The sequence below is a fragment of the Haloarcula sp. MBLA0163 genome, from assembly GCF_055632435.1.
The window spans coordinates 2,140,370-2,158,481 of record NZ_CM145745.1 but is presented as its reverse complement, the minus strand read 5'-3'; the positions used below and the strand labels follow the sequence as shown (position 1 = coordinate 2,158,481).

General features: G+C 72.0%; 18 protein-coding genes. 3 read left to right on the top strand and 15 right to left on the bottom strand.

From position 1 onward, the window contains the following. Window positions 1-15: 15 nt before the first annotated feature. Together ACV7GQ_RS11485 and ACV7GQ_RS11480 are read right to left on the bottom strand one after the other, a co-directional pair. Window positions 16-486 carry a DUF7109 family protein gene (locus ACV7GQ_RS11485; protein ID WP_470310378.1) on the bottom strand — a complete coding sequence of 157 codons (471 nt, stop codon included), beginning with the start codon at window positions 484-486 and terminating at the stop codon, window positions 16-18. Window positions 487-526: 40 nt separating this feature from the next. After that, window positions 527-1,663, bottom strand: coding sequence for an MFS transporter (locus ACV7GQ_RS11480; RefSeq protein ID WP_470313159.1), 1,137 nt, complete (start codon window positions 1,661-1,663; stop codon window positions 527-529). 115 nt (window positions 1,664-1,778) lie between these two features. On the opposite strand from ACV7GQ_RS11480, the gene ACV7GQ_RS11475 reads away from it, so the two are divergent. After that, entirely contained in the window at window positions 1,779-1,949 is a 171-nt protein-coding gene (locus tag ACV7GQ_RS11475; protein ID WP_220616853.1) for an HVO_0758 family zinc finger protein, read from the top strand. Window positions 1,950-1,982: 33 nt separating this feature from the next. Here ACV7GQ_RS11475 and ACV7GQ_RS11470 read toward each other — a convergent pair whose 3' ends face one another. Genes ACV7GQ_RS11470 through ACV7GQ_RS11415 form a run of 12 tightly spaced genes read right to left on the bottom strand, consistent with a single transcriptional unit; the run spans window position 1,983 to window position 14,995 of the window. After that, window positions 1,983-3,068, bottom strand: coding sequence for an aldo/keto reductase (locus ACV7GQ_RS11470; RefSeq protein ID WP_470310377.1), 1,086 nt, complete (start codon window positions 3,066-3,068; stop codon window positions 1,983-1,985). 38 nt (window positions 3,069-3,106) lie between these two features. Continuing rightward, entirely contained in the window at window positions 3,107-4,306 is a 1,200-nt protein-coding gene (locus ACV7GQ_RS11465) for a DHH family phosphoesterase (protein WP_470310376.1), read from the bottom strand. A 43-nt stretch (window positions 4,307-4,349) separates the two neighbouring features. Next, the gene (locus ACV7GQ_RS11460; protein ID WP_470310375.1) at window positions 4,350-5,240 is read right to left on the bottom strand and encodes an SDR family oxidoreductase; all 891 of its coding nucleotides are present in this window, start codon (window positions 5,238-5,240) and stop codon (window positions 4,350-4,352) included. After that, window positions 5,237-5,665, bottom strand: coding sequence for a DUF5791 family protein (locus ACV7GQ_RS11455; RefSeq protein ID WP_470310374.1), 429 nt, complete (start codon window positions 5,663-5,665; stop codon window positions 5,237-5,239). Before ACV7GQ_RS11455 ends, ACV7GQ_RS11460 begins: the two co-directional genes overlap by 4 nt. A gap of 24 nt (window positions 5,666-5,689) precedes the next feature. Beyond that, window positions 5,690-8,719 (bottom strand): DUF7286 family protein, encoded by a 3,030-nt coding sequence (locus ACV7GQ_RS11450; RefSeq protein ID WP_470310373.1) that lies wholly within the window; start codon window positions 8,717-8,719, stop codon window positions 5,690-5,692. Next, complete coding sequence (locus tag ACV7GQ_RS11445; RefSeq protein ID WP_470310372.1) at window positions 8,716-9,591, bottom strand: DUF7284 family protein; 876 nt, start codon at window positions 9,589-9,591, stop codon at window positions 8,716-8,718. Before ACV7GQ_RS11445 ends, ACV7GQ_RS11450 begins: the two co-directional genes overlap by 4 nt. Then, window positions 9,588-9,974 (bottom strand): DUF7285 family protein, encoded by a 387-nt coding sequence (locus tag ACV7GQ_RS11440; RefSeq protein WP_470310371.1) that lies wholly within the window; start codon window positions 9,972-9,974, stop codon window positions 9,588-9,590. Before ACV7GQ_RS11440 ends, ACV7GQ_RS11445 begins: the two co-directional genes overlap by 4 nt. Then, window positions 9,955-10,416 (bottom strand): DUF7283 family protein, encoded by a 462-nt coding sequence (locus ACV7GQ_RS11435; RefSeq protein ID WP_470310370.1) that lies wholly within the window; start codon window positions 10,414-10,416, stop codon window positions 9,955-9,957. Before ACV7GQ_RS11435 ends, ACV7GQ_RS11440 begins: the two co-directional genes overlap by 20 nt. A 39-nt stretch (window positions 10,417-10,455) precedes the next feature. Beyond that, a complete protein-coding gene (locus ACV7GQ_RS11430) occupies window positions 10,456-12,153 on the bottom strand; it encodes a type II secretion system F family protein (protein WP_470310369.1) in 1,698 nt (565 codons plus the stop codon). After that, entirely contained in the window at window positions 12,150-14,006 is a 1,857-nt protein-coding gene (locus tag ACV7GQ_RS11425) for an ATPase, T2SS/T4P/T4SS family (protein ID WP_470310368.1), read from the bottom strand. Before ACV7GQ_RS11425 ends, ACV7GQ_RS11430 begins: the two co-directional genes overlap by 4 nt. After that, window positions 14,007-14,483 carry a DUF7311 family protein gene (locus ACV7GQ_RS11420; protein WP_470310367.1) on the bottom strand — a complete coding sequence of 159 codons (477 nt, stop codon included), beginning with the start codon at window positions 14,481-14,483 and terminating at the stop codon, window positions 14,007-14,009. After that, complete coding sequence (locus tag ACV7GQ_RS11415; RefSeq protein ID WP_470310366.1) at window positions 14,480-14,995, bottom strand: DUF7310 family coiled-coil domain-containing protein; 516 nt, start codon at window positions 14,993-14,995, stop codon at window positions 14,480-14,482. Before ACV7GQ_RS11415 ends, ACV7GQ_RS11420 begins: the two co-directional genes overlap by 4 nt. Window positions 14,996-15,084: 89 nt before the next feature. On the opposite strand from ACV7GQ_RS11415, the gene ACV7GQ_RS11410 reads away from it, so the two are divergent. After that, entirely contained in the window at window positions 15,085-15,435 is a 351-nt protein-coding gene (locus ACV7GQ_RS11410) for a DUF7966 family protein (RefSeq protein ID WP_470310365.1), read from the top strand. 22 nt (window positions 15,436-15,457) lie between these two features. Here the strand turns inward: ACV7GQ_RS11410 and ACV7GQ_RS11405 are convergent, their stop codons facing one another. Beyond that, entirely contained in the window at window positions 15,458-16,645 is a 1,188-nt protein-coding gene (locus tag ACV7GQ_RS11405; protein WP_470310364.1) for a M24 family metallopeptidase, read from the bottom strand. A 122-nt stretch (window positions 16,646-16,767) separates the two neighbouring features. On the opposite strand from ACV7GQ_RS11405, the gene mre11 reads away from it, so the two are divergent. Further along, window positions 16,768-18,111 carry a DNA double-strand break repair protein Mre11 gene (gene mre11 / locus ACV7GQ_RS11400; protein WP_470310363.1) on the top strand — a complete coding sequence of 448 codons (1,344 nt, stop codon included), beginning with the start codon at window positions 16,768-16,770 and terminating at the stop codon, window positions 18,109-18,111. The last annotated feature ends 1 nt before the right edge of the window (window position 18,112 follow it).

The following is an 18,112-nucleotide window of genomic DNA, read 5'->3' as shown; positions in this document are numbered from 1 at the left end:
GGGTGTCGTCGTCGGTCAGGCGTCGTCCAGCCTGTCCCGTGCCGTCCCCAGTTCCACCGGACCCCACGCCTCGAGGTCGTAGCTCACGTCCAGTAACGAGGCGATACGGTCCTCGTCGCCCGCCTGGACGGCGAGCACGGCGTCCTCACGGAACCGTTCCTCGGCGGCACGGGCGACCGTCTCCTCGTCCAGCGCACGCGCCGGAACGTCCATGATGTGTGGGAGGTCGCCGGCCCCGTCCGGCAGCGACGGGAACGCCGCCGGGCCCACGACGAGGAGCGCCTCGTCGGTGTCCGCGTCGTGGTCGGCGACCGAGAGCAGGTGGTACGACGTGAGCGCGTTCTCGACGTCCTCGGCGAACGCGTCGGTCGAGACGTCCTCGCCGCGTTTGAACGCCAGCTCGGAACACGCCTGCCCGAGTTCGGCACGGGTCAGCGCACCGAAGACGTCGACGACGCCGGCGATGTCGTCGGCTGTCAGGTCCATACCGGGTGCGCGACCCCCAGCGGCTTCAGCGTTTCCGGACTCAGGCGGCGGCCGTCCTCGGCAAGCGACCGCTGAAGTGCAGCGCCAGCAGTGCGAGCAAGAGGACGACCAGCCCGGCGCCCATCCACTCGAAGATGGTCGGGAAGGCCACGTCTGCGTCCAGCAACACGCCGAAGACGACGCTTCCGGGCGCCTGTATCACCATCATCCCGGCGCCGTACGCCGCGTACGCGCTGGCGCGATGGCGGTCCGGAAGCGACCCGAGCAGGTACGTGTCGACAGCGGGGAAGCTACTGTGGATGACGTAGCCCATGACGGCACTGAACACCACCAGCGGCCAGAACCCCCGGACTATCGGGAGGACGAGGATGCACCCAGTGAAGGCCGCGACGATGACGAGGATGTACGGGAGCGTCGGTAGGCGGTCGGCCAGCCGCCCGCTCACGTAGAACGCCGGCACGCCGGCGCCGAACGCGACCTGTAGCAGCGTCCGCCCCGTCGCCTTCGTGAGGCCGATGCTGTCGACGTACGTGACGTAGAAGTTGAACAGCCCGTTCCACACCATCGTGGTGAAGCCCAGCGTCGCCACCGCGGTGACGATGATGGGCCACTGTGCCATCACCGCCCCCAGTACGTCCCTGTCTTCGTGCCCGGCATCGGGGAACGCCGTCCGACGGGCGACCAGCGTGAACACGACGGTCATCACCGCCGCGCCGACCGCTATCGCCTGCAGCGCCACCCGCCAGTTCCCGACGAGGAGCGCCGCGGAGACGAGCGCCGGCGCCCCGACCGCGGCGAGCTGGCTGGCGACGCCGTGCTGGCCGAGGACGCGGCCCGGCGCGTCCGGGTACAGTTCGCTGATGAGCGTGTTCGCGGCGATGATGTAGACGCCGCTGGACAGCCCCATCGTGAACGCGCCGACGAGCAACAGCGTCGGGTCCGACGTCAGCGCGGTGAACGCCGCGCCGACCGTCAACACGACGCCGGAGCCGAAGACGGCCTGTGCGCGGGTCACCCGCGTCAACAGGAAGCCCGTCGGCAGTCGCGTCACCGCGCTCCCGGCCCAGACGAGCGTCGCCAGGAGCCCCAGCGTCGCGCTACTCGCACCCGTCGCGACCCGGATGGGTTCGAGCAACGGCGCGAACACAACGCGAGAGAGGTTGATGAGGAAGACCAACCCGAGCAGCGAGCCGAACACTGACCGTCGAGACACACCGGACAGTCGTCGCTCGCCCCGAAGATTGTTCCGAATCGCCACGGTCTTTTTATCCACGGCTGTCGGAGCAAACGCTATGGACTCGGTCAGGAAGGCCCTGCGTGCGGGTGATGTCGAGAAAGACGGCTACGGTCGACTCTCGTGTACGGCGTGTGACGAGCCACTGTCGACGGACAACGACCCGGACCAGGTCGGCAAGGTTCGGGTCTGTCCCGAGTGCGGTACGGAGTGGAAGGAACTCGGCTGACGCCAGCGGCTGACGCCCGGGCTCGACTCGTACTTACTCGAACACCGCGTCGAACGCCTCCGCACCAAGCGGCTCGTACCGCCCGGCGTCGACGTTCTCGCGGGCGTGTTCGACCGACCCCGTCCCGACGAGCGAACAGGTCACGCCCGGGGCGCTGCGCGCGAAGTTGAGCGCCCGCTGGGCGCGGGTCTCGCCGTCGAGTCTCGCCTCGACGCTGTCGGGCATCTCCTCGGCCAGTCGCCCCTGCATGATGGACGCGCTCGTGAACACGTCGAGACCGGCCTCGTGGGCGAACCACAGCGCCGACTGCGGGCCGTCGGCGCCGTCGTGGGCGGCGACGGAGAACGCGTCGGCCATGAAGACGTTGAACGGGAGCTGGATGGCTCGGAGGTGCGTCGCCGTGTTCCCGGCCGCCTTCGCGGCCGACCGGGCCCGCTCGACAACCTCCGGGAGCGAGAGGTAGCTGTCGTGACTCTCGGGGACCCGAAACGCCTCCCACGTCGCCACACCGTAGTGTTTCAGGTCGCCCGCTGCCGCGCGCTCCTCCAGTCGTTCGAAGGCCGCCTCCAATCTATCGTACACCTCCTCTCGGCCGTGCTCGGCCAGTTGCGTCTCGGGGTTGTGGACGTAGTAGAGGTCGACGGTGTCCAGTCCGAGGTTGTCGAGCGAGCGGTCCAGCTGGTCGTCGAGGAACGCCGGCGCGATGCAGTGCTGACCGCTGACGAGGGCGTCGGCGTCGACGATGCCCGTGTCGACGTATTCCGACTGGACGTACGCACCCGGGTTCGCGGGTCGCTCGCCGTCGAAGGGGACGAAGCCGCCCTTCGTCGCCACGACGACGGCCTCCCGGTCGACGTCCGCGTCGGCCAGCGCCCGGCCGACGACGCGTTCGGAGCGCTGGTGGCGATAGTTGATGGCCGTATCCAGGACGTTGACGCCCCCTTCCAGCGCGGTGACGATCGCGTCGTGGTACGCGTCGTCGCGTTCGTCGGTCGGGTCGCCGAGGTACGTCCCGACGCCGACGCTGGAGACGACGCCGTCGCCGAACCGGCGGTAGAAGGTGCGCGCGAAGTCGTCGTGGTCGTCCCGGTACGCCCAGGTCGCCTCCCGTGTTGCCATACCACCGCTTCGTCCCGACCGGACAAAAGGACCGAGATTCAGCGCTCGCCGGCCATCGCGTCGAACACCTGCTGGCGCAGGTCCTCGCGGGAGATACCGTCGCTCGGACCGATGCCGGCCATGTACTCGACGGGGATCTGCCCACCGCCCATCCGCGCGTGCCCGCCGCCCTCGCCCATCGGAATCGACTCGACGACGGCCTCAATGGCCCGACCGATGTGGACCCGGTCGTCGCGGGAGCGCCCGGCGATGCGGAGGGTCCCGTCGCACTCGCCGACGACGACGACGGCCGAGACGCCCTCCAGCGTCTCGAGTTCGTCGGCAGCCTGGGGAATCGCGTCCGTGTTCGACACCTCGCCGACGTCGCTGTACGCGAACGGCGGGTTCACGACCCGCTCGGTGATGGCGCGGGCCTTCACGTCCAGCACCTCCGCGTCTATCTGCGGGTTGGCGATGCGGTTGAGCAGGTCACCGTCGATACCCTCGTAGAGGTACGCCGCCGCAGCGAAGTCGGCCGACGAACACCCGTTGGTCAGCGACCGCGTGTCCGACTGGATGCCGTAGATGAGGCCGGTCGCGACGTGGCTCGGCAGCGCATCTTCGGGGACGGCGCCCGTCTCGACGCCGCCGTCGGTCAGTGCCGTGTCGACGTCGTAGAACTCCCAGTCGCGCGACTGGAAGTACTCGGCGAAGATGGTCGCACACGCCCCGGTGTCGGTTCTGACGTCCGTGAACTGTCGCCCGGTGCCGCCGCCCGGGTGGTGGTCGACGACGGCGACGGGGTCGACGTCGCTCGCGCCCGGGAACCCGCGTGCCTCGTTGTGGTCGACCAGCACGACGTGGTCGGTGGCGATGTCGCCGGCCGTCTCGATGCGCTCGAAGTCGAGGTCCAGTACCGTCTCGAAGGCCCGGTTCTCCGGTCGTCGAATCTCGCCGGGGTAGTAGAGCGTGGACTCGGTGTCGACGGCCGCCGCCAGCTGGCTGACGGCGAGCGCCGAGGACATCGCGTCGGGGTCCGGGTTCGGATGCATCAACACCGCCACTCGGTCGTACCGGTCGAGCACTGACACGAGGCGGTCGGCCGGTGTGCGCGTGAGATAGCGGTAGAGGGCGACGGCGAGGCCGAAAACGAGGAGCAGGACGAGGAGCGCGGCGACGGCTATGGCCGGGTTCTGGATGGCGAAGGCGGTGACCCGTCCGGCCTGCGTCGCGAGGTCCCCGGCAGCCATCTGTGACATAGGCGTAGATGCTGCCGGATACGATAAGAAGGTTCCCCCGCGGTTAATGCGCTGTAAACTCCCGTATAGCGTCCGCATAACCCGCACGAAACGTCGGATAGGCGAACTCGTAGCCGAGCGACCGGAGCAGGTCGTTGGAACATCGCTTGCTCGTGCGGACGCGCCGCTTCGCCGTCGAGGAGAGGTCGGCGTCGGCGAGCCGCTCGTCCTTTGTCTGTTTCGGCGGGAACGGGATGTCGCACTGCTCGGCCAGCCAGTCCGCGAACGCCCACTTCTCGACGGGTTCGTCGTCGACGACGAGGACGACCGCCTCGCGGTGATCCGCCTCCAACAGGAACCGGACGGCGCCCGCCGCGTCGTCGCGGTGGACCATGTTGAGGTATCCCGCGGTTACCGGCCCCTCTAGATACCGATCGAGCCGATAGCGGCCGGGCCCGTAGAGGCCGGCGAAGCGGGCCACGGTCCCGTAGCCGCCGTACTCCGCCGGGCGCTCGCGTGCGATGCGCTCGGCCTCGGCCAGCACCTCGGTCTTCTCCGTCTGCGGGTCCAGGGGCGTCTCCTCGTCCACCCAGTCGCCGCCGTGGTCGCCGTAGACGCCGGTACTGGACGTGTAGACGAGGCGCTCCGGCGCGTCGCTCCGGCCCCAGAAGTGGTCGATGGCCGTCCGGAGGCCGTCGACGTACACCTCGCGGGCCGCCTCTGCCCCGCGGCCGCCGGAGCTGGCAGCGAACACGACCCAGTCGACGTCCGGGACGGCCGAGAGCGCGCCGGCGTCGGTCACGTCTGCCTGGACGGCCTCGAACCCCGCGTCTTCGATGGCGGCCACGCCGTCGTCGGACCGACGGACGCCGACCACCTCGTGGTCGTCCCGCAGCTGTCGCCCCAGTTCGAGTCCGACGTACCCGCACCCGAGTATCGCGACGCGTGCCGTCATCGCTGCTGGCTCTCGATGTAGCTGTGGAGGACGGCGTACTCGGCCAGCGTCACCGGGTAGCGCCCCTCTATCTTCTGTTGGATCTCCTTCGGCTCCATCTCGTCGTCGATGCCCGAGGCCAGCGTCTCGACGTCCATCACGGCCGTCGTCATCCCCATCAGGAGGATGTCCTGTGCCTCCGCCTGGATCGCGTCGGCGTCGGGCCGCTCCGGGTCGGTCGCGAGCACGGCCGCGGCGTCCGAGAGCGCGAGGTCGGCCGCGTCGCCGGCCGCCACCGCTTCGACCGTCTCCCGGTCGAGGTCGGTCGCCTCGACGACGGCGTCGACGCCGACCGCCTCGACCGTCTCGGCCAGAACCGATTCGTAGGCGGCCAGCAGCGCCTCGGGTGACTGCGTTCCTGCGTCGGGGAACTCCGCTCTGAGCATGGGCACCGGTACGCACGGGGGGTATTAGTCGCTGTCACTCTCAGTCGCGCCGGCGTTGGGCCACCCGGCCGACGTCTCGACGGCGACGCCGTCCTTGTCGCCCACGCCGCGGGGTTTCGGCGGTACCACGACGACGACGCCCGTCTGGGCACGCACGGAGAGTCGCGTACTCCGCCCGAGCAGTTCCGCCTCGGCGTCCGCGTCCACGTCGAGATGGACCTGCCCGCCGTCCCGTGCGTACGTCGTCGTCGCGCCCGGCGCCGTCGGCGGGCCGTGGTTCGCGGTCACCGCGAACCGGGCGTACTCCCCCTCGACCGTGACCCACCAGACGTTCGTCGTCGCGTACCACGGGCCCAGCGGCGGCGCCACCGGGAGCCCCGCCGGGAGGGTCTTCGTCCCCAGTCGGCGCTTCGCCACCCGCTCGGCACGTCGCCGGCCGGCGTCGGCGAGTCGCTGTCGTAGCTGGTCCCGTGCGACCGTCCGGACCGCCGAGGCAGTCCGGTCGACGACCGGTGTCTTCGGCCGGGCTACCGGCCGAGCGAGGGCGTCGCTGGCCGCTCTCTCCAACCGCAGTCTGAGCCAGTCGCGCTCCGGGAGCGAGAGGTCCCGACGGTCGGCGGCGACGTTCGCGACGGCCGTGGCCGCCGACCCGTCTGCGAGCGCCCGTCCGCGGGCGGCGGGCGTCTCCCAACGACGGAGGGCGTCTCCGACGAGAGCCCGGCTCGCCGCCGCGTCGGCGCCCGTCTCCTCGCCGACTGTGGCGGCGAGTTCGGCCGCGACGCCCTCGTTCGCCCGTTCCACCCGACGACGCAACCGGCGACGGCGGCCGTCGAGCGTGGTGTTCGACGACGCGTCGGCCGTCGCGTTCGCCGCGGCCAGCGTCGTCGCCGCCGTCGCGAGACGCACCCTGTCTGCCGAGGCCGCCACGCCGTCCGTCACCGCGCTGGCCGCGTCGTCGTACGGGACGGTGAACACGTTGACGTTCCGGGCGACCAGCGGGTGCTCCTCGCCTTCGACCGCGGGGTGGGACGACTCCGACACCGAGGCCAGCGTGAGGTACTGCGGTCGTGCGTCGACGCGGGTCCGAACCGGTCCGGCCGGCCCGGTCGGCACCGGCCGTGAGCGCGGGCGCTGCGTGTCGCGGGCGGTCAGGCCCTTCCGGAGGGCACGCAGCGAGCCGTTCGTCCGGGTTCTGAGTCGAGCGTCCATGCGCTGCCCGGCCGAATCCCGCCGCCGTGCCCGGGCCGCGAGGCGCGCGTCCACCGCGTCGAGGTACGCGATACGCGCCGCCACCCGCGCCTTGTGTGCGGCGCTGTCGTAGGTGTCGGGTGCGTCGACGAGCCGCGCGCGTCGGTCGTCGAGTTTCGCTCGGAGCTTCCGCGCCGGGTTCGTCTCGAACGTGCCGACGGCGCCACGCTCGACGGTCACGTTCATCGCCGCGACCTGTTCTCGGACCCGTCTGAGGTCCCGGTAGACCCACGCCCGGAGCGCACCCGGGCGTGCCCCGGTGACGTCCACAGTCCGCGTATGGAGACGACCTCCGGCGGCGCGTTCCGCGACGGCGTCGGGACCGCCTGCGCGACCGACCAGCTCTCGTTCGGCCCGTCGTTCGACGTCGGCCAGGTTCGGCCCGTCGACCGGGCTGCCAGCTCGGTCGTGTGCCGTCCGGAGCCGTTCGACCGGCGCCACGGAGTCACTCCGATGCCGGCCGACGACCGTGACGGTCACCCGGCGGCGCTCGGACCGATGCGATGCGGTCGACCGTCGCTCGGTCCCGTTCGCCCAGAGCGCCACCCGGGTGTACTCGACCTCGACCGTCCGGCCGAAGCTATCGAGCTCGTGCCAGCCGTCGGGCACGGTCGGGTCCGGGGTGGCCGGGCCGACCGCGTCGACGGTGTCGGTCGTCCGCTCGCCGACCAGGGTCCAGTTCTCGCCCGGGGATGGCGGCCGGGACGGGCGACCGCCGCTCACTTGCCGACTTCCGACTACGCGCCGGACGTCGACGGTGTAGGCGGCCGCCGTCGTCTGGCCGAGCGCGTCGGGTGCTGCGACCGAGTGGAAGGCGTCGTCGGCCGTCCCGTCGATTCCCACGCGCATCGTCCCGTTCGCACGCGGGTGGTCGCCGGCGGTCCCCCCGGTACGGATGTCGTCACCCGCTGGGCGGTAGGATGCCCGCCCGAGAACGTCGCGAGCGAGCGCGGTGCCGTTGCTGCCCGCCATCAGGTCCTCGACGCCGACCATCGCCGTCGCCTCCGTGAGCGACCGTCGGCCGTCCGGGTCGCTCCGGCCGAACGTCGACCGCTGGACGCCCAGTAGCGCGCCGTTGGTTGCGAGGCTGACGTGCCGGTTCGCGAGGACGTTCGCTATCGGGACGCCCCCGTACTGGGCGTACCCACGCGCCCAGACGATGGGGTAGAGCCGGGCGGTCAACCGCTGGCTCAGTCCCGGCGTCCCCAAGCCGCTGTTGACGCGCCGCTCGTAGGTCTGGACCTGTGCGTGGAGTGCGAGGACCGGCGTCGCGACGACGACGGTGGGCGAGACGTCGCGCCGGGTGACCACCCGGTCGCCGCGCCGCACCGTCAGCGTCACGTTCTCGACGGTCGCCCGGAGTGCGGTCCCGTTCGGGCCGGCCCGTGCGACGGCGACGCGCGCTATCGCAGCCCGATAGTCGGCGGTCGTCTCGACCGGTGGGAGCGCCGCCGTCGCCTCGACACCTTCGCTCGTCGCACCGACTCGGCGGAGCCGGTCACGGACTCGCAGATATATCCGTAGCCGGAGTGCAGCCCGGAACGGTCGGGAGTCGTTCAGTGCGCGGCCGACCGAGGTGTTCGCCGGTTCCAGCACCGGGTCCGCCGCCGCACGCCGTCCGGCCCGCGAGACGCCGTCGCGCATCGCCGTCTGGGTCTCCGCCGTCGCTCGGTCCAACGTGCGCTCGACGGCCGTGTCGGTCGGTGCGGGCGCCGGTCGCAGCGTCGGCGCGAGCGTGAGACTGCTCACCAGCAGGAGGACGCCCAGCAGCGCGAACGGCACCCGGCCGCGCGTGTCGCTGGTCACGCCGACCACGTCCTGACGGTGACCCGGACGCGTTCGGTGCGGACTGCCCGGGCCGCGGCGGCCGGGGAGCCGAAGCGCTCGCGCATGTCGGCGGCCAAACCGTCGGCGAGGTGCACCGTCAGCCGAGCGTTCAGGTCCGCCACAGAGCGCGAACCGAGCGGCAACCTGCCCGCGCCGGTGAGACGCCCCATCCGCAGGTATCGCGTCGCCATCAACCGGTCTCCGGGGTAGTCGCCCCGGAGCGCCAACCGTGTCTGCGACGGCGGAAAGAAGCCGTCCACGACGGCCGACGCGACCGCTATCGCGACCCCTCGGTAGCCGGCCTCGCGAGCGCCCCGACGCGCTCTGCCGGTCGCGTTCGGCATCGGACTCGCCACGCCGAGCGTCGCCGTCCGCACGTCGGCGGAAGGCGGCGGTCGCTCACCGACGCGGGCCGTCGCACTGACCGGCGCTCCGCGGTACGGTTCCCAGCGAACCCTGACCGACGTCTGTCTCCCGGAACCGGAGAGCCGCTCCCGGGTCGTCGCCTCGACCGCTCGCTCGAACTCGGTGCCGGCCGACGACAGCCGCTTCCCGTGTACCGTGACGCCGCTCATCGCCGCCTCCGCGAGCAGTTCCGCGACGGTTCCGTGCGCCGTCCGCCGGTGGCTCGCCGTGGCGTTGGCGGTCCACTCCGGCGGTCGGCCGGGCGGGTCGAGTGCGTACTCGACGCTCGCGGTGCTCGTCGCGAGTAACTCGGCGGTGTCGGCCGCTGGATTCTCCGTCTCCGGTGGGTCCACCGCGACGGCGCCGACGACGGCCGCGGCGGCGGCCCCGACCAGCAACAGGAACACCGTCACGTCCACGACGGTACTGGTGGCACGAGGCGTCACCAGACGGTCACCCGGAGCGTCCCGCGTCTGACCGCCGCCGGTGCGACCCGGACGCTGACCGTGCGGCGAGCACGCGCCGCGTCCGGGGGCGGTGAGGGCCCGGCGCTCCACCGTCTGTCGGCACGGACCGTCACGTTCCCGTCGTAGCCGGTGGGGACGACGTCGAGCGCGTCCGCCGTTCGGCCCGGCGAGACCACGCCGGCGGTACTCAGTCGCCGCTCGACCGAATCGGCAGTCGGCGTCGCGACGTTCCGCTCGCCGGTCGCAGACGTCAGCGCCCCGTCGAGGACGCCCGCGTACAGCGCCAGTCCGGCCGAGACGGCGAAGACGGCCACGAGCGCCGCGAGCGGTTCCGTCGCGCCCCTACCCGACGAGGACGACATCGACACCTCCCCAGTCCACGCGCCGGACCGTGACCCGCTCCGGCGCCGGTCGCCACGCGGCCTCTGCAGTACGCGCCCGCTCGACGGCCCGCCGCAGGGCCGCTGGTGACCGGAAGGACCGTCTCGGCACTCCCCCGTCGAGAACGGCCGCGAGGCGCCCGCCGAGTGCGGGGACGTACGGTTCGAGGACCGTCGCGTGCGCGATGCCGGCGTCAGTCCGGAGGCCGATCGCCCGTCCCGACAGCGTCCACTCCTCGGCGTCCAGCTCGCGGGTAGCGACGGACCCGGGTGGGCTGGTCGCCACCTCGTCGACTGTCGCGGCCGTTGCCGCCGCGTCCGGCGGCGCAGACGCGGGCAGCGAGATGACGACGCCGAAGACGGCGACACTCACGGCCCCGAGCGCCACCCAGACGTACAGCGTGTCGACGTGTGTCTCGAACATGGGGAGGCCTGCCCTCGGCTTCCGGTTTAAACGCTGGCGTCACACCAGCATCCCCGTCGCAACGACGGCCGCGAGGTACGTCGCCGTCGCCGAGCACAGCGCCAGCCCCACCCGGTAGCCGACGAGTGCCCGGTCCAGCCCGCGACGGAGCCCCGTCGAGAGCGCCGTCAACACGGCGGCGAGGACGAGGCAGTACCAGCCGATTACTGGGCCGAGAGTCGCCGTCGACACGGCCTCGATGGGGCCGCCGCTCCCCATCGTCCCGGCGAGTGCGACGGTGGCGCCGCCGACGAGCGGTCCGAACAGCGCGGCGGTGTTCGAGAGCGTCCCGGTGACCTGCGCGAGGTCGCGCCGCGTCTCCCGTTCGACCACCGCGACGTCTGCCAGATGCTCCCCCATCGTGGTGATCGTCTCGCCGGCAGGCGGGCCGATGGTGGCCGCCGCGTCCAGCAGCGCCGCCGCACGCCCGAGGCGCGGGCTCGGGACGGTACGGAGCGTCCCGTGTTCGCCACGGAACGCCGCCTCGACACCGAGGCCGAGGGTCCGCTGGCGGTCGAGTGTCTCCCGCAAACGGTCACAGAGCGGTGCCGGCGTCACGTGGACCGCCGCCGCGAGCGCCGCTTCGACCGACTGCCCGCGGTCGACGCGTCGGCCGATAGCCGTCAGCGCGTCCGGAAGGCAGGCCTCGATGTCTGTGACGTGGCTCCTGACCTCGCGAACCGGCCGGTAGTGTATCACCAGCGCGCTCCCGGTCCCACTCCCGAGCGCGGCGAGTGGCGGCCCCCAGCCGGGTGCGACGAAGGCACCGGCGACCAACCCACCGACAGCGGCGGCCACACCACCGGCGACGGCACGGGCCGGCGTCGACGGGACGTCCGGGTGGCTCCGCGGCACCACCGCCGGCGGGAACGCGACCGGTCGCTGCGCGAGGAGCCACGCACTCGCGACGACGAGGGCCGCCGGAAGCACCAGGCCGTAGGTGACGACGAGCAGCGACGGTGTGACCGGGAGACCAGCCGCCGTGGCCGCCGGCAACAGCGACACCGTCGCCAAGGGCAGCAAGACGCCGAAGGCGTACAGTCCGGTCGCGGGCCCACGCAGGTCGGCGGCGAACGCCGCCATCTCGTCCCGCGTCCCGTCGAGAACCCGCTGGCGCGCCGTCTCGAGGACTGCCGCTCGCTCGTCGGCCGGCGCGACGGCCGCTCGCTGGACGTGGTGTATGGCGGCCGCCAGCGCGGGGAACTCCTCGCCCCACTGCTCCGCGAACCGGCCGAGACCGTCACGCGGCGTTCCGCACGCTCGCCGCCGCTGTGCGTCGAGGTGGTCGGCGAGGCGGCCGTCGTCCGCGCCGGCAGCGAACGCCGTCGCTCGCTCGGCACTCGGCCACAGCGTCACGCCGAGGACGAGCATCGCGACGAGCGCCGGGGCGGCCCCCAGCGCGCGTATCCGTCGGGCCTGTGCGGCCAGCGGGACACCGTAGCGGCCGACGAGGAGCACGCCGACCGCGAGCAGGAGACAGGCAGTGCCGCCGACGACGGCGGCCGCGCCGGACCCGAGAGAGAGGGCCGCCAGACCGAGGAGCCACCAGACACCGGCGACGGCGTAACTCGCGGCGAGGAGTCGCTCGGGACGCCACCCGACCGCGAGGACGCGGGTCGCCCTCTCGTACCCGTCCGGAACGCTGATACCGTCGGTCACCCGGTCGACGAGCGCGTCCAGGGCCAGCCACCCGGTCACGGGTCGCTCGCTCCGGCCATCGCGCCGGACGGCTGTCTGGCCCTGTCGGCCATCGCAGCGGTTCTGTCCTCGATAGCATCGAGCACGCTCGCGTAGGATTCGCCGGCGTGCGACAGCGTCTCGAGCACGTGACTGTTCCCCCTGTCGAGCAGACCGGTGGCCGTCGCACGCTCGCCGTCGCGCTCGAACAGCGAGGCGAACCCCACGCCGTCGCCGTGGTCCCGGACCTCTTCGACGGCGGCCACGCCCCGCCCGGCCTCGGCGGTCGGCGGGGCGAGCGTCACGAGCAGGTCCGTCGTGGCGAACGCGCTCTCCGGGATGCCGAGGTCCGAGACGAGTCGCTCGCGGACGCTCTCCCCGCCACTGCCGTGAATCGTCCCCAGCACCGCGCTGTCGCCGTCTCCGACCCGCATCGCCTCGTAGAGCACGCTCGCCTCCTCGCCGCGGACCTCGCCGACGACGAGGGCGCCATCGCCGAGCCGGAGCGCGGTCCGCAGGGCCTCGCTCGCGTCGACCGACGGCCCCTCGCCGCTCGCCGTCCGTAGCGGCTGGACGTCCCGCCCGTGGGACTGGAGGTCCGTCACCGGGAGCTCGGGCGTGTCCTCGATGACGACGGTTCTGACCGAGCGCGGGAGTTCCCAGAGGAGCGCGCCCAGTGCGGTCGTCTTCCCCGCGCCGCGGGGGCCGGCGAGGAGACACGCCGCTCCGCGCTCGACTGCGACCGACAGCACGCCGGCGATACGAGGTGTGAGCGTCCCGTTCGCGACGAGGTCGGGGAGTCGCCACCGCGCGTCGTCGTGGGCGCGGAAGGCGAACGCGAGGCCGTCGCTCACCGGTTCGGTGACGCCGGCGACCCGGACCGTGCGGTCGGCGACGGTGGTCGTCGCGTCGAGCGTCGGACTCGCCCGGGAGAAGGCCCGGCCGCTCGTCCGCCGGAAGGTGGACGCGAGCGTCCGTGCGCCCGCTGCGGTCAACCGGACGTTCGTCGACATCGTCTCGCCGTCGACGCGGACCCGCAGTCGCGTCTCGCCGACCGGCGCCGTCGCGAACACGTCGGCGACGCGCGGGTCGGCGAACAGGTCCTCGAGGACGCCCAGCCCCTGCGTGTGCTTCCGGAGGACGGCACCGACTGCGGCCGCCGTCCCGCCGTCGTCCGCGACCGCCGAGGCGGCCTGATACGGCGTCTCGTGCTCGCCGAGCGGTCCCGTCGCCAGCCGCTCGACGGCCGACGCGAGCGTGGCCGTCGTCGCCGCGTCGAACTCGTGTTCCCGGGGGCGTACGTGGTAGCAGTCGAGCGACGACGTCGGCGTGTCGTACCGGCGCACCACCGCGTCGGTCTCGACGGTCCGACGGTCCCGGAGTGTCGCGTCGGCCGGCGGACTCGCGGCGATGCGCGCGTCGCTGACCGCCGGCCCGACGTACGGTTCGAGCGCCGACGCCGCAGTCGCCCGCTCGGTGGCCAGCGCGAACCCCGTCCTCGCGGCGAGGTCGGCCACCTGGCCGGTGCGCCCGGTGGCCTCCGTCGCGGCCGCCAGCGGCTCGCGGCGCGCCCGCTCGGCCAGTCGCCGGTCGAGTGGTTCGACCCGTGTGGCGAACCGTCCAGCGGCGACGAGCAGTGCGGCCGCGTCGTCGAGGTAGGCACGCTCCACGCCGTCGCTCCTCGTGACGATGGCGTCGACGGCCGTCGTCCCCAGAGCGTCGACTACCGTCGCGCGACAGTCGGGCGACTCGCTCAGCCGCCCGCTCTCCGGGCAGTCGTCTGCCGCCACGTCGAGCGTCTCGCCCTCGAAGGTGGTGCGACAGCGGCAGGCGGCGTCGTCGGTGTTGTCGCCTCCCGGGAACCACCGCCGCATCTATCGGTCCTCCCGGTGGCTGTCGGCGGCGCCGGCCAGTCGTCGAACCGTCACGATCGTCCGGCCGCCTCGGGTCCGCAGTCCGAACGCGAGACGGTGGACGCCTGGTTCACGGAGCGTGAGCGACCCGTCGGCGGGTCGTATCGGTACGCCGACGAGACGCTCACTGGCCCCGCTCGCGTCCCCGGTCCGCCAGCTGGCGACGCCCACGCCGTCGCGAGTGTGGAACCGGAGCAAATCGACGCCGGCGCTCGTCAGCGTCCGTGCGGGCAGCCGAACCGCCGCGAACCGACGTGCACCCGGGTCGGTCGTGGCGTCGTCGGTGGCGACCATCGTCGTCAGTCGCTCCGAGAGTGTCGTCAGCCGTCGCTCGACGGCGGCGTCGGTGGCCTCGGCCTGTGCCACCGAGAGTGCGGGCGCGGTCACCCCGAGCAAGGCGGCGGTGAGCACCGCACCGAGGACCACTCGGAGTATCACAGGAGCGCCCGTATCCGTTCGAGGACGCCGTCGTCGGGCGTCGCTCGCTCGCCCTCACCACCGTCCGCGACCGGGGTCGCCCGCCCGGCGGCCGACCGGGTTGGCTGGTCGGCGTCCGCCGCGTCGACGCTCGTCTCGGGGGCCTCCTGGTGGCCACTGGAGCGACCTGTCGTTGTTCGCGGTGGTTCGTCAGGGTGGGACGACTGCCGTCCGTCGTCGAGCGCATCGTCGAGACGGCCTTCGAGGCGCTCTGTCGCGGCGAGTGCGGCGTCGGCGCGCTGTTCGATGTCCTCGTTGACCGAGCGGACGTTGCCGACGTACCCCCGGAGGGCCTGCGTCGCCGCTTCGAGCTCCGCAGTGCGCTCGTCCAGCCGGTCGAGGCGGTCCTCGACGGCGGTCAGCCGTGCGTCCAGTTCCGCTCGGTCCTCGACCGCCGGCACGTCGTGGTCGCCGTCGGTGACGGCACGCTCGACGGTCCGGACCCGCTCTTCGAGTGTCTCCACGTCGGTCATGCTCGGCCGTGCTACCGGCTTCGCACTTGAACGCTCGCACCACCGCCGCGAGACGAACCTTCTTGAGGGATGGCGAGGCCAGAGCGCCCGTGAGCGACAGTGACTCGGTGAAGGCGGCGCTCGCGGCGCTCGCCGACGGGGACGGCGAGACACGGGTGCGGGCCAGCGTCCACGATTCGACAGACGATAGCTGCAGGACACAGGAACGCCCCGAAGCCGGCCGCGAGGGAACCGACTATCGGGCCGTCCTCGAACGGGCGATACGGGCGACCGACGACCTCGAGGCGGCGGCGACGTTCGCGGAATCGACGGGCGTCGACGCGCTCGAAGACGCCGTCGAACGCGCCGAACGCGAGGTGAGCGGGCTGGCCGACGAGGGGCGTGCAGCGCTCGCGGCCTTCGAGGAGTTCCGGGTGGCCGCCGCCGGCCCGGACGAGTGACACGATGTGTGACTCCGGTGGGTTACACGCGGATCGTGTTGGCCTCGACGTCCCGCGGGAAATAGGTGAGCCACTCGACACCGTCCTCGGTGACCGCGATGGTGTCGGAGTGGCGGTAGCCGAACTCGTCGGTGTAGACGCCCGGCTCGATCGTGTACACCTGTCCCGGCTGGACCACCGCGTCGTCGCCGTCAACGTGGTCGTAGTCGCTCCACCCGCGGTCGAGGTACGGCGGTTCGTGCGCGCCCAGCCCGATGTTGTGGCCGACGTGGTGCTGTGCGAGGTCGGCGACGCCCTGTTCGAGGAAGTACTCGTGGACTCGCTCGTCGACGGAGGCTACCTCGACGCCCGGGCCGAGCGCGTCGATAGCGATGTCCTGGGCCTCCTTCATCAGCGCGAAGTAGTGGCGCTGCTCGTCGCTGGGCTCGCCGACGAACATCGTCCGCTCGAGTTCGGAGTGGTAGCCGTCGACGTTAGCCGAGGCGCCGGTGACGAGCACGTCCCCCTCGGCGAGTCGCTCGTTGGGCGTGTGGCCGTGCGGGAGCGCCGTCTCCTCGCCGGAGATGTAGCCGGCGTGGACCGGCCCGCTCCCCCGGACGCGCTCGACGTAGCGGTCACCGAGCGTGTCGAGCATCGCGCGGGAGGCCTCCATCGACGCGCGCTGGGACACCGTCGCGGGATGGGCGCCGACCTCCGTGTAGTCGGCGAGATACTGGTGGCCGAGGTTGGCCCACTTCGCGGACTCCCGGATGAGGTCGATTTCGGCGTCGCTCTTCTCCCAGCGCATCCGGTCGACCCACGACTGGGTCTCCACGGCGACGAACTCGGAGAGGGCGGGCCCCTCGTACCCCATCACGCCCGGCGCGCCGTCGGCGTCGGCGGCGACGCGGTCGGCGTCGAGACCGTCGAGCATCTCGGCCGCCGTCTCGATGGGCCGGCCCTGCGGGTAGTCGAAGTAGTGGTGGACGGCGTCGATACGGTCGTTCGTTTCGACCCGCTCGACCTCCAGTCGCGGCACTGTGATTTCGATTCGGTCCTGCGTGAGCGCGAGGACCACCGGTCGCTCGGTTTGGATGTGGGTGAAGCCGGTGACATACTCGATTGCCGTCGCGCCGAACCAGACGGCGGCGTCCGCGTCTGTCTCGGCCAGTTCCCGCCGGACGGCTTCGACTCGGTCCCGAAACGCCGACGCTGGGAGTGCTGTCGCCATGCCCCTCCCTTCGCCGCGAGCGACAAAAGTCCGGGGCCGCGCCCGACCGACCCCCGCGCCGCCGACCACTTTCACCGCGGTCGCGACACCTCTTTAGGAGACGCTGGCATACCACCGGACAGATGACACGGGTGATACACACCGGCGACACGCACGTCGGGTACCAGCAGTACCACGTACCCGAGCGCCGGCAGGACTTCCTCGACGCCTTCCGTCGCGTCGTCCACGACGCCATCGAGGACGACGTGGCGGCGGTCGTCCACGCCGGGGACCTGTTCCACGACCGGCGGCCGACGCTCTCGGACATCATGGGGACGCTGGACGTACTGGAGGACCTCGCGGAGGCAGAGGTGCCGTTTCTCGCCGTCGTGGGCAACCACGAGGCGAAACGGGACGCACAGTGGCTCGACCTCTACGCGTCGCTCGGCCTGGCGACGCGGTTGGACGACACGCCGACCGTCGTCGGCGACACCGCCTTCTACGGACTGGACTTCGTGCCGCGGTCGAAGCGCGACACGCTGGCGTACGACTTCGCACCCCACGACGCCGACCACGCGGCGCTCGTGACCCACGGCCTGTTCCAGCCCTTCGACTACGGCGACTGGGACGCCGCCGAGGTGCTCTCGGAGTCCTCTGTCGACTTCGACGCCCTGCTACTGGGAGACAACCACAAGCCCGGGAAACAGGAGGTCGAGGGCGCGTGGGTCACCTACTGCGGGTCCACCGAGCGCGCGAGCGCCAGCGAACGCGAGGACCGCGGCTACAACATCGTCACCTTCGACGGCGAGACGCGCATCACCCGGCGCGGTCTCGACACCCGCGAGTTCGTCTTCGTCGACGTGGAACTGGGCCCCGAGGAGGGCGTCGAACGGGTCCGCAGTCGCGTCGGCCAACACGACCTCGACGACGCCGTGGTCATCGTCTCCATCGACGGCGACGGCGACCCCATCGCCCCGGCCAGCGTCGAGGAGTTCGCGCTGGAGGAGGGCGCACTCGTCGCCCGGGTCACCGACCATCGGGAGCTCGCGGCCGACGAGCGGGAGACGAGCGTGAGTTTCGCCGACCCCGACGACGCCGTCGTGGAGCGGGTCCGCGAACTGGGTCTGAGCGAGGCTGCCAGGGACATCGACGAGACGGTACGCGCCTCGAAAGTCGCCGACGCGAACGTCGCCGACGCCGTCGAAAGCCGGGTTCGCGAACTCGTCGAGGAGACCCCCGACTCGCTGACCGACGTACCCGACGCCGCGGGCACCGCGGACGCCGCAGACACGGCGACGAATGTTGTCGAGGACGCGGCCCAGACTTCCGCGACGGCCGAAGCGGACGGTGGCGAGGCGGACGCCACGACGTCGAGCGAGACCGGGAGCGAGGCAGAGACGACAGACGCGGAGACGCCCGATGCCACCGAAGCGGAGCGGGACCCGGCGGACGGCGAGGACCAGTCGAGCATGGAGGAGTTCCTGTGAG

Coding starts and splice junctions, on each gene's coding strand:
- ACV7GQ_RS11415 (WP_470310366.1), bottom strand. CDS start 14,995: ATGACCGACGTGGAGACACTCGAAGAGCGGGTCCGGACCGTCGAGCGT.
- ACV7GQ_RS11460 (WP_470310375.1), bottom strand. CDS start 5,240: ATGACGGCACGCGTCGCGATACTCGGGTGCGGGTACGTCGGACTCGAA.
- ACV7GQ_RS11470 (WP_470310377.1), bottom strand. CDS start 3,068: ATGGCAACACGGGAGGCGACCTGGGCGTACCGGGACGACCACGACGAC.
- mre11 (WP_470310363.1), top strand. CDS start 16,768: ATGACACGGGTGATACACACCGGCGACACGCACGTCGGGTACCAGCAG.
- ACV7GQ_RS11455 (WP_470310374.1), bottom strand. CDS start 5,665: ATGCTCAGAGCGGAGTTCCCCGACGCAGGAACGCAGTCACCCGAGGCG.
- ACV7GQ_RS11465 (WP_470310376.1), bottom strand. CDS start 4,306: ATGTCACAGATGGCTGCCGGGGACCTCGCGACGCAGGCCGGACGGGTC.
- ACV7GQ_RS11485 (WP_470310378.1), bottom strand. CDS start 486: ATGGACCTGACAGCCGACGACATCGCCGGCGTCGTCGACGTCTTCGGT.
- ACV7GQ_RS11440 (WP_470310371.1), bottom strand. CDS start 9,974: ATGTCGTCCTCGTCGGGTAGGGGCGCGACGGAACCGCTCGCGGCGCTC.
- ACV7GQ_RS11405 (WP_470310364.1), bottom strand. CDS start 16,645: ATGGCGACAGCACTCCCAGCGTCGGCGTTTCGGGACCGAGTCGAAGCC.
- ACV7GQ_RS11435 (WP_470310370.1), bottom strand. CDS start 10,416: ATGTTCGAGACACACGTCGACACGCTGTACGTCTGGGTGGCGCTCGGG.
- ACV7GQ_RS11475 (WP_220616853.1), top strand. CDS start 1,779: ATGGACTCGGTCAGGAAGGCCCTGCGTGCGGGTGATGTCGAGAAAGAC.
- ACV7GQ_RS11425 (WP_470310368.1), bottom strand. CDS start 14,006: ATGCGGCGGTGGTTCCCGGGAGGCGACAACACCGACGACGCCGCCTGC.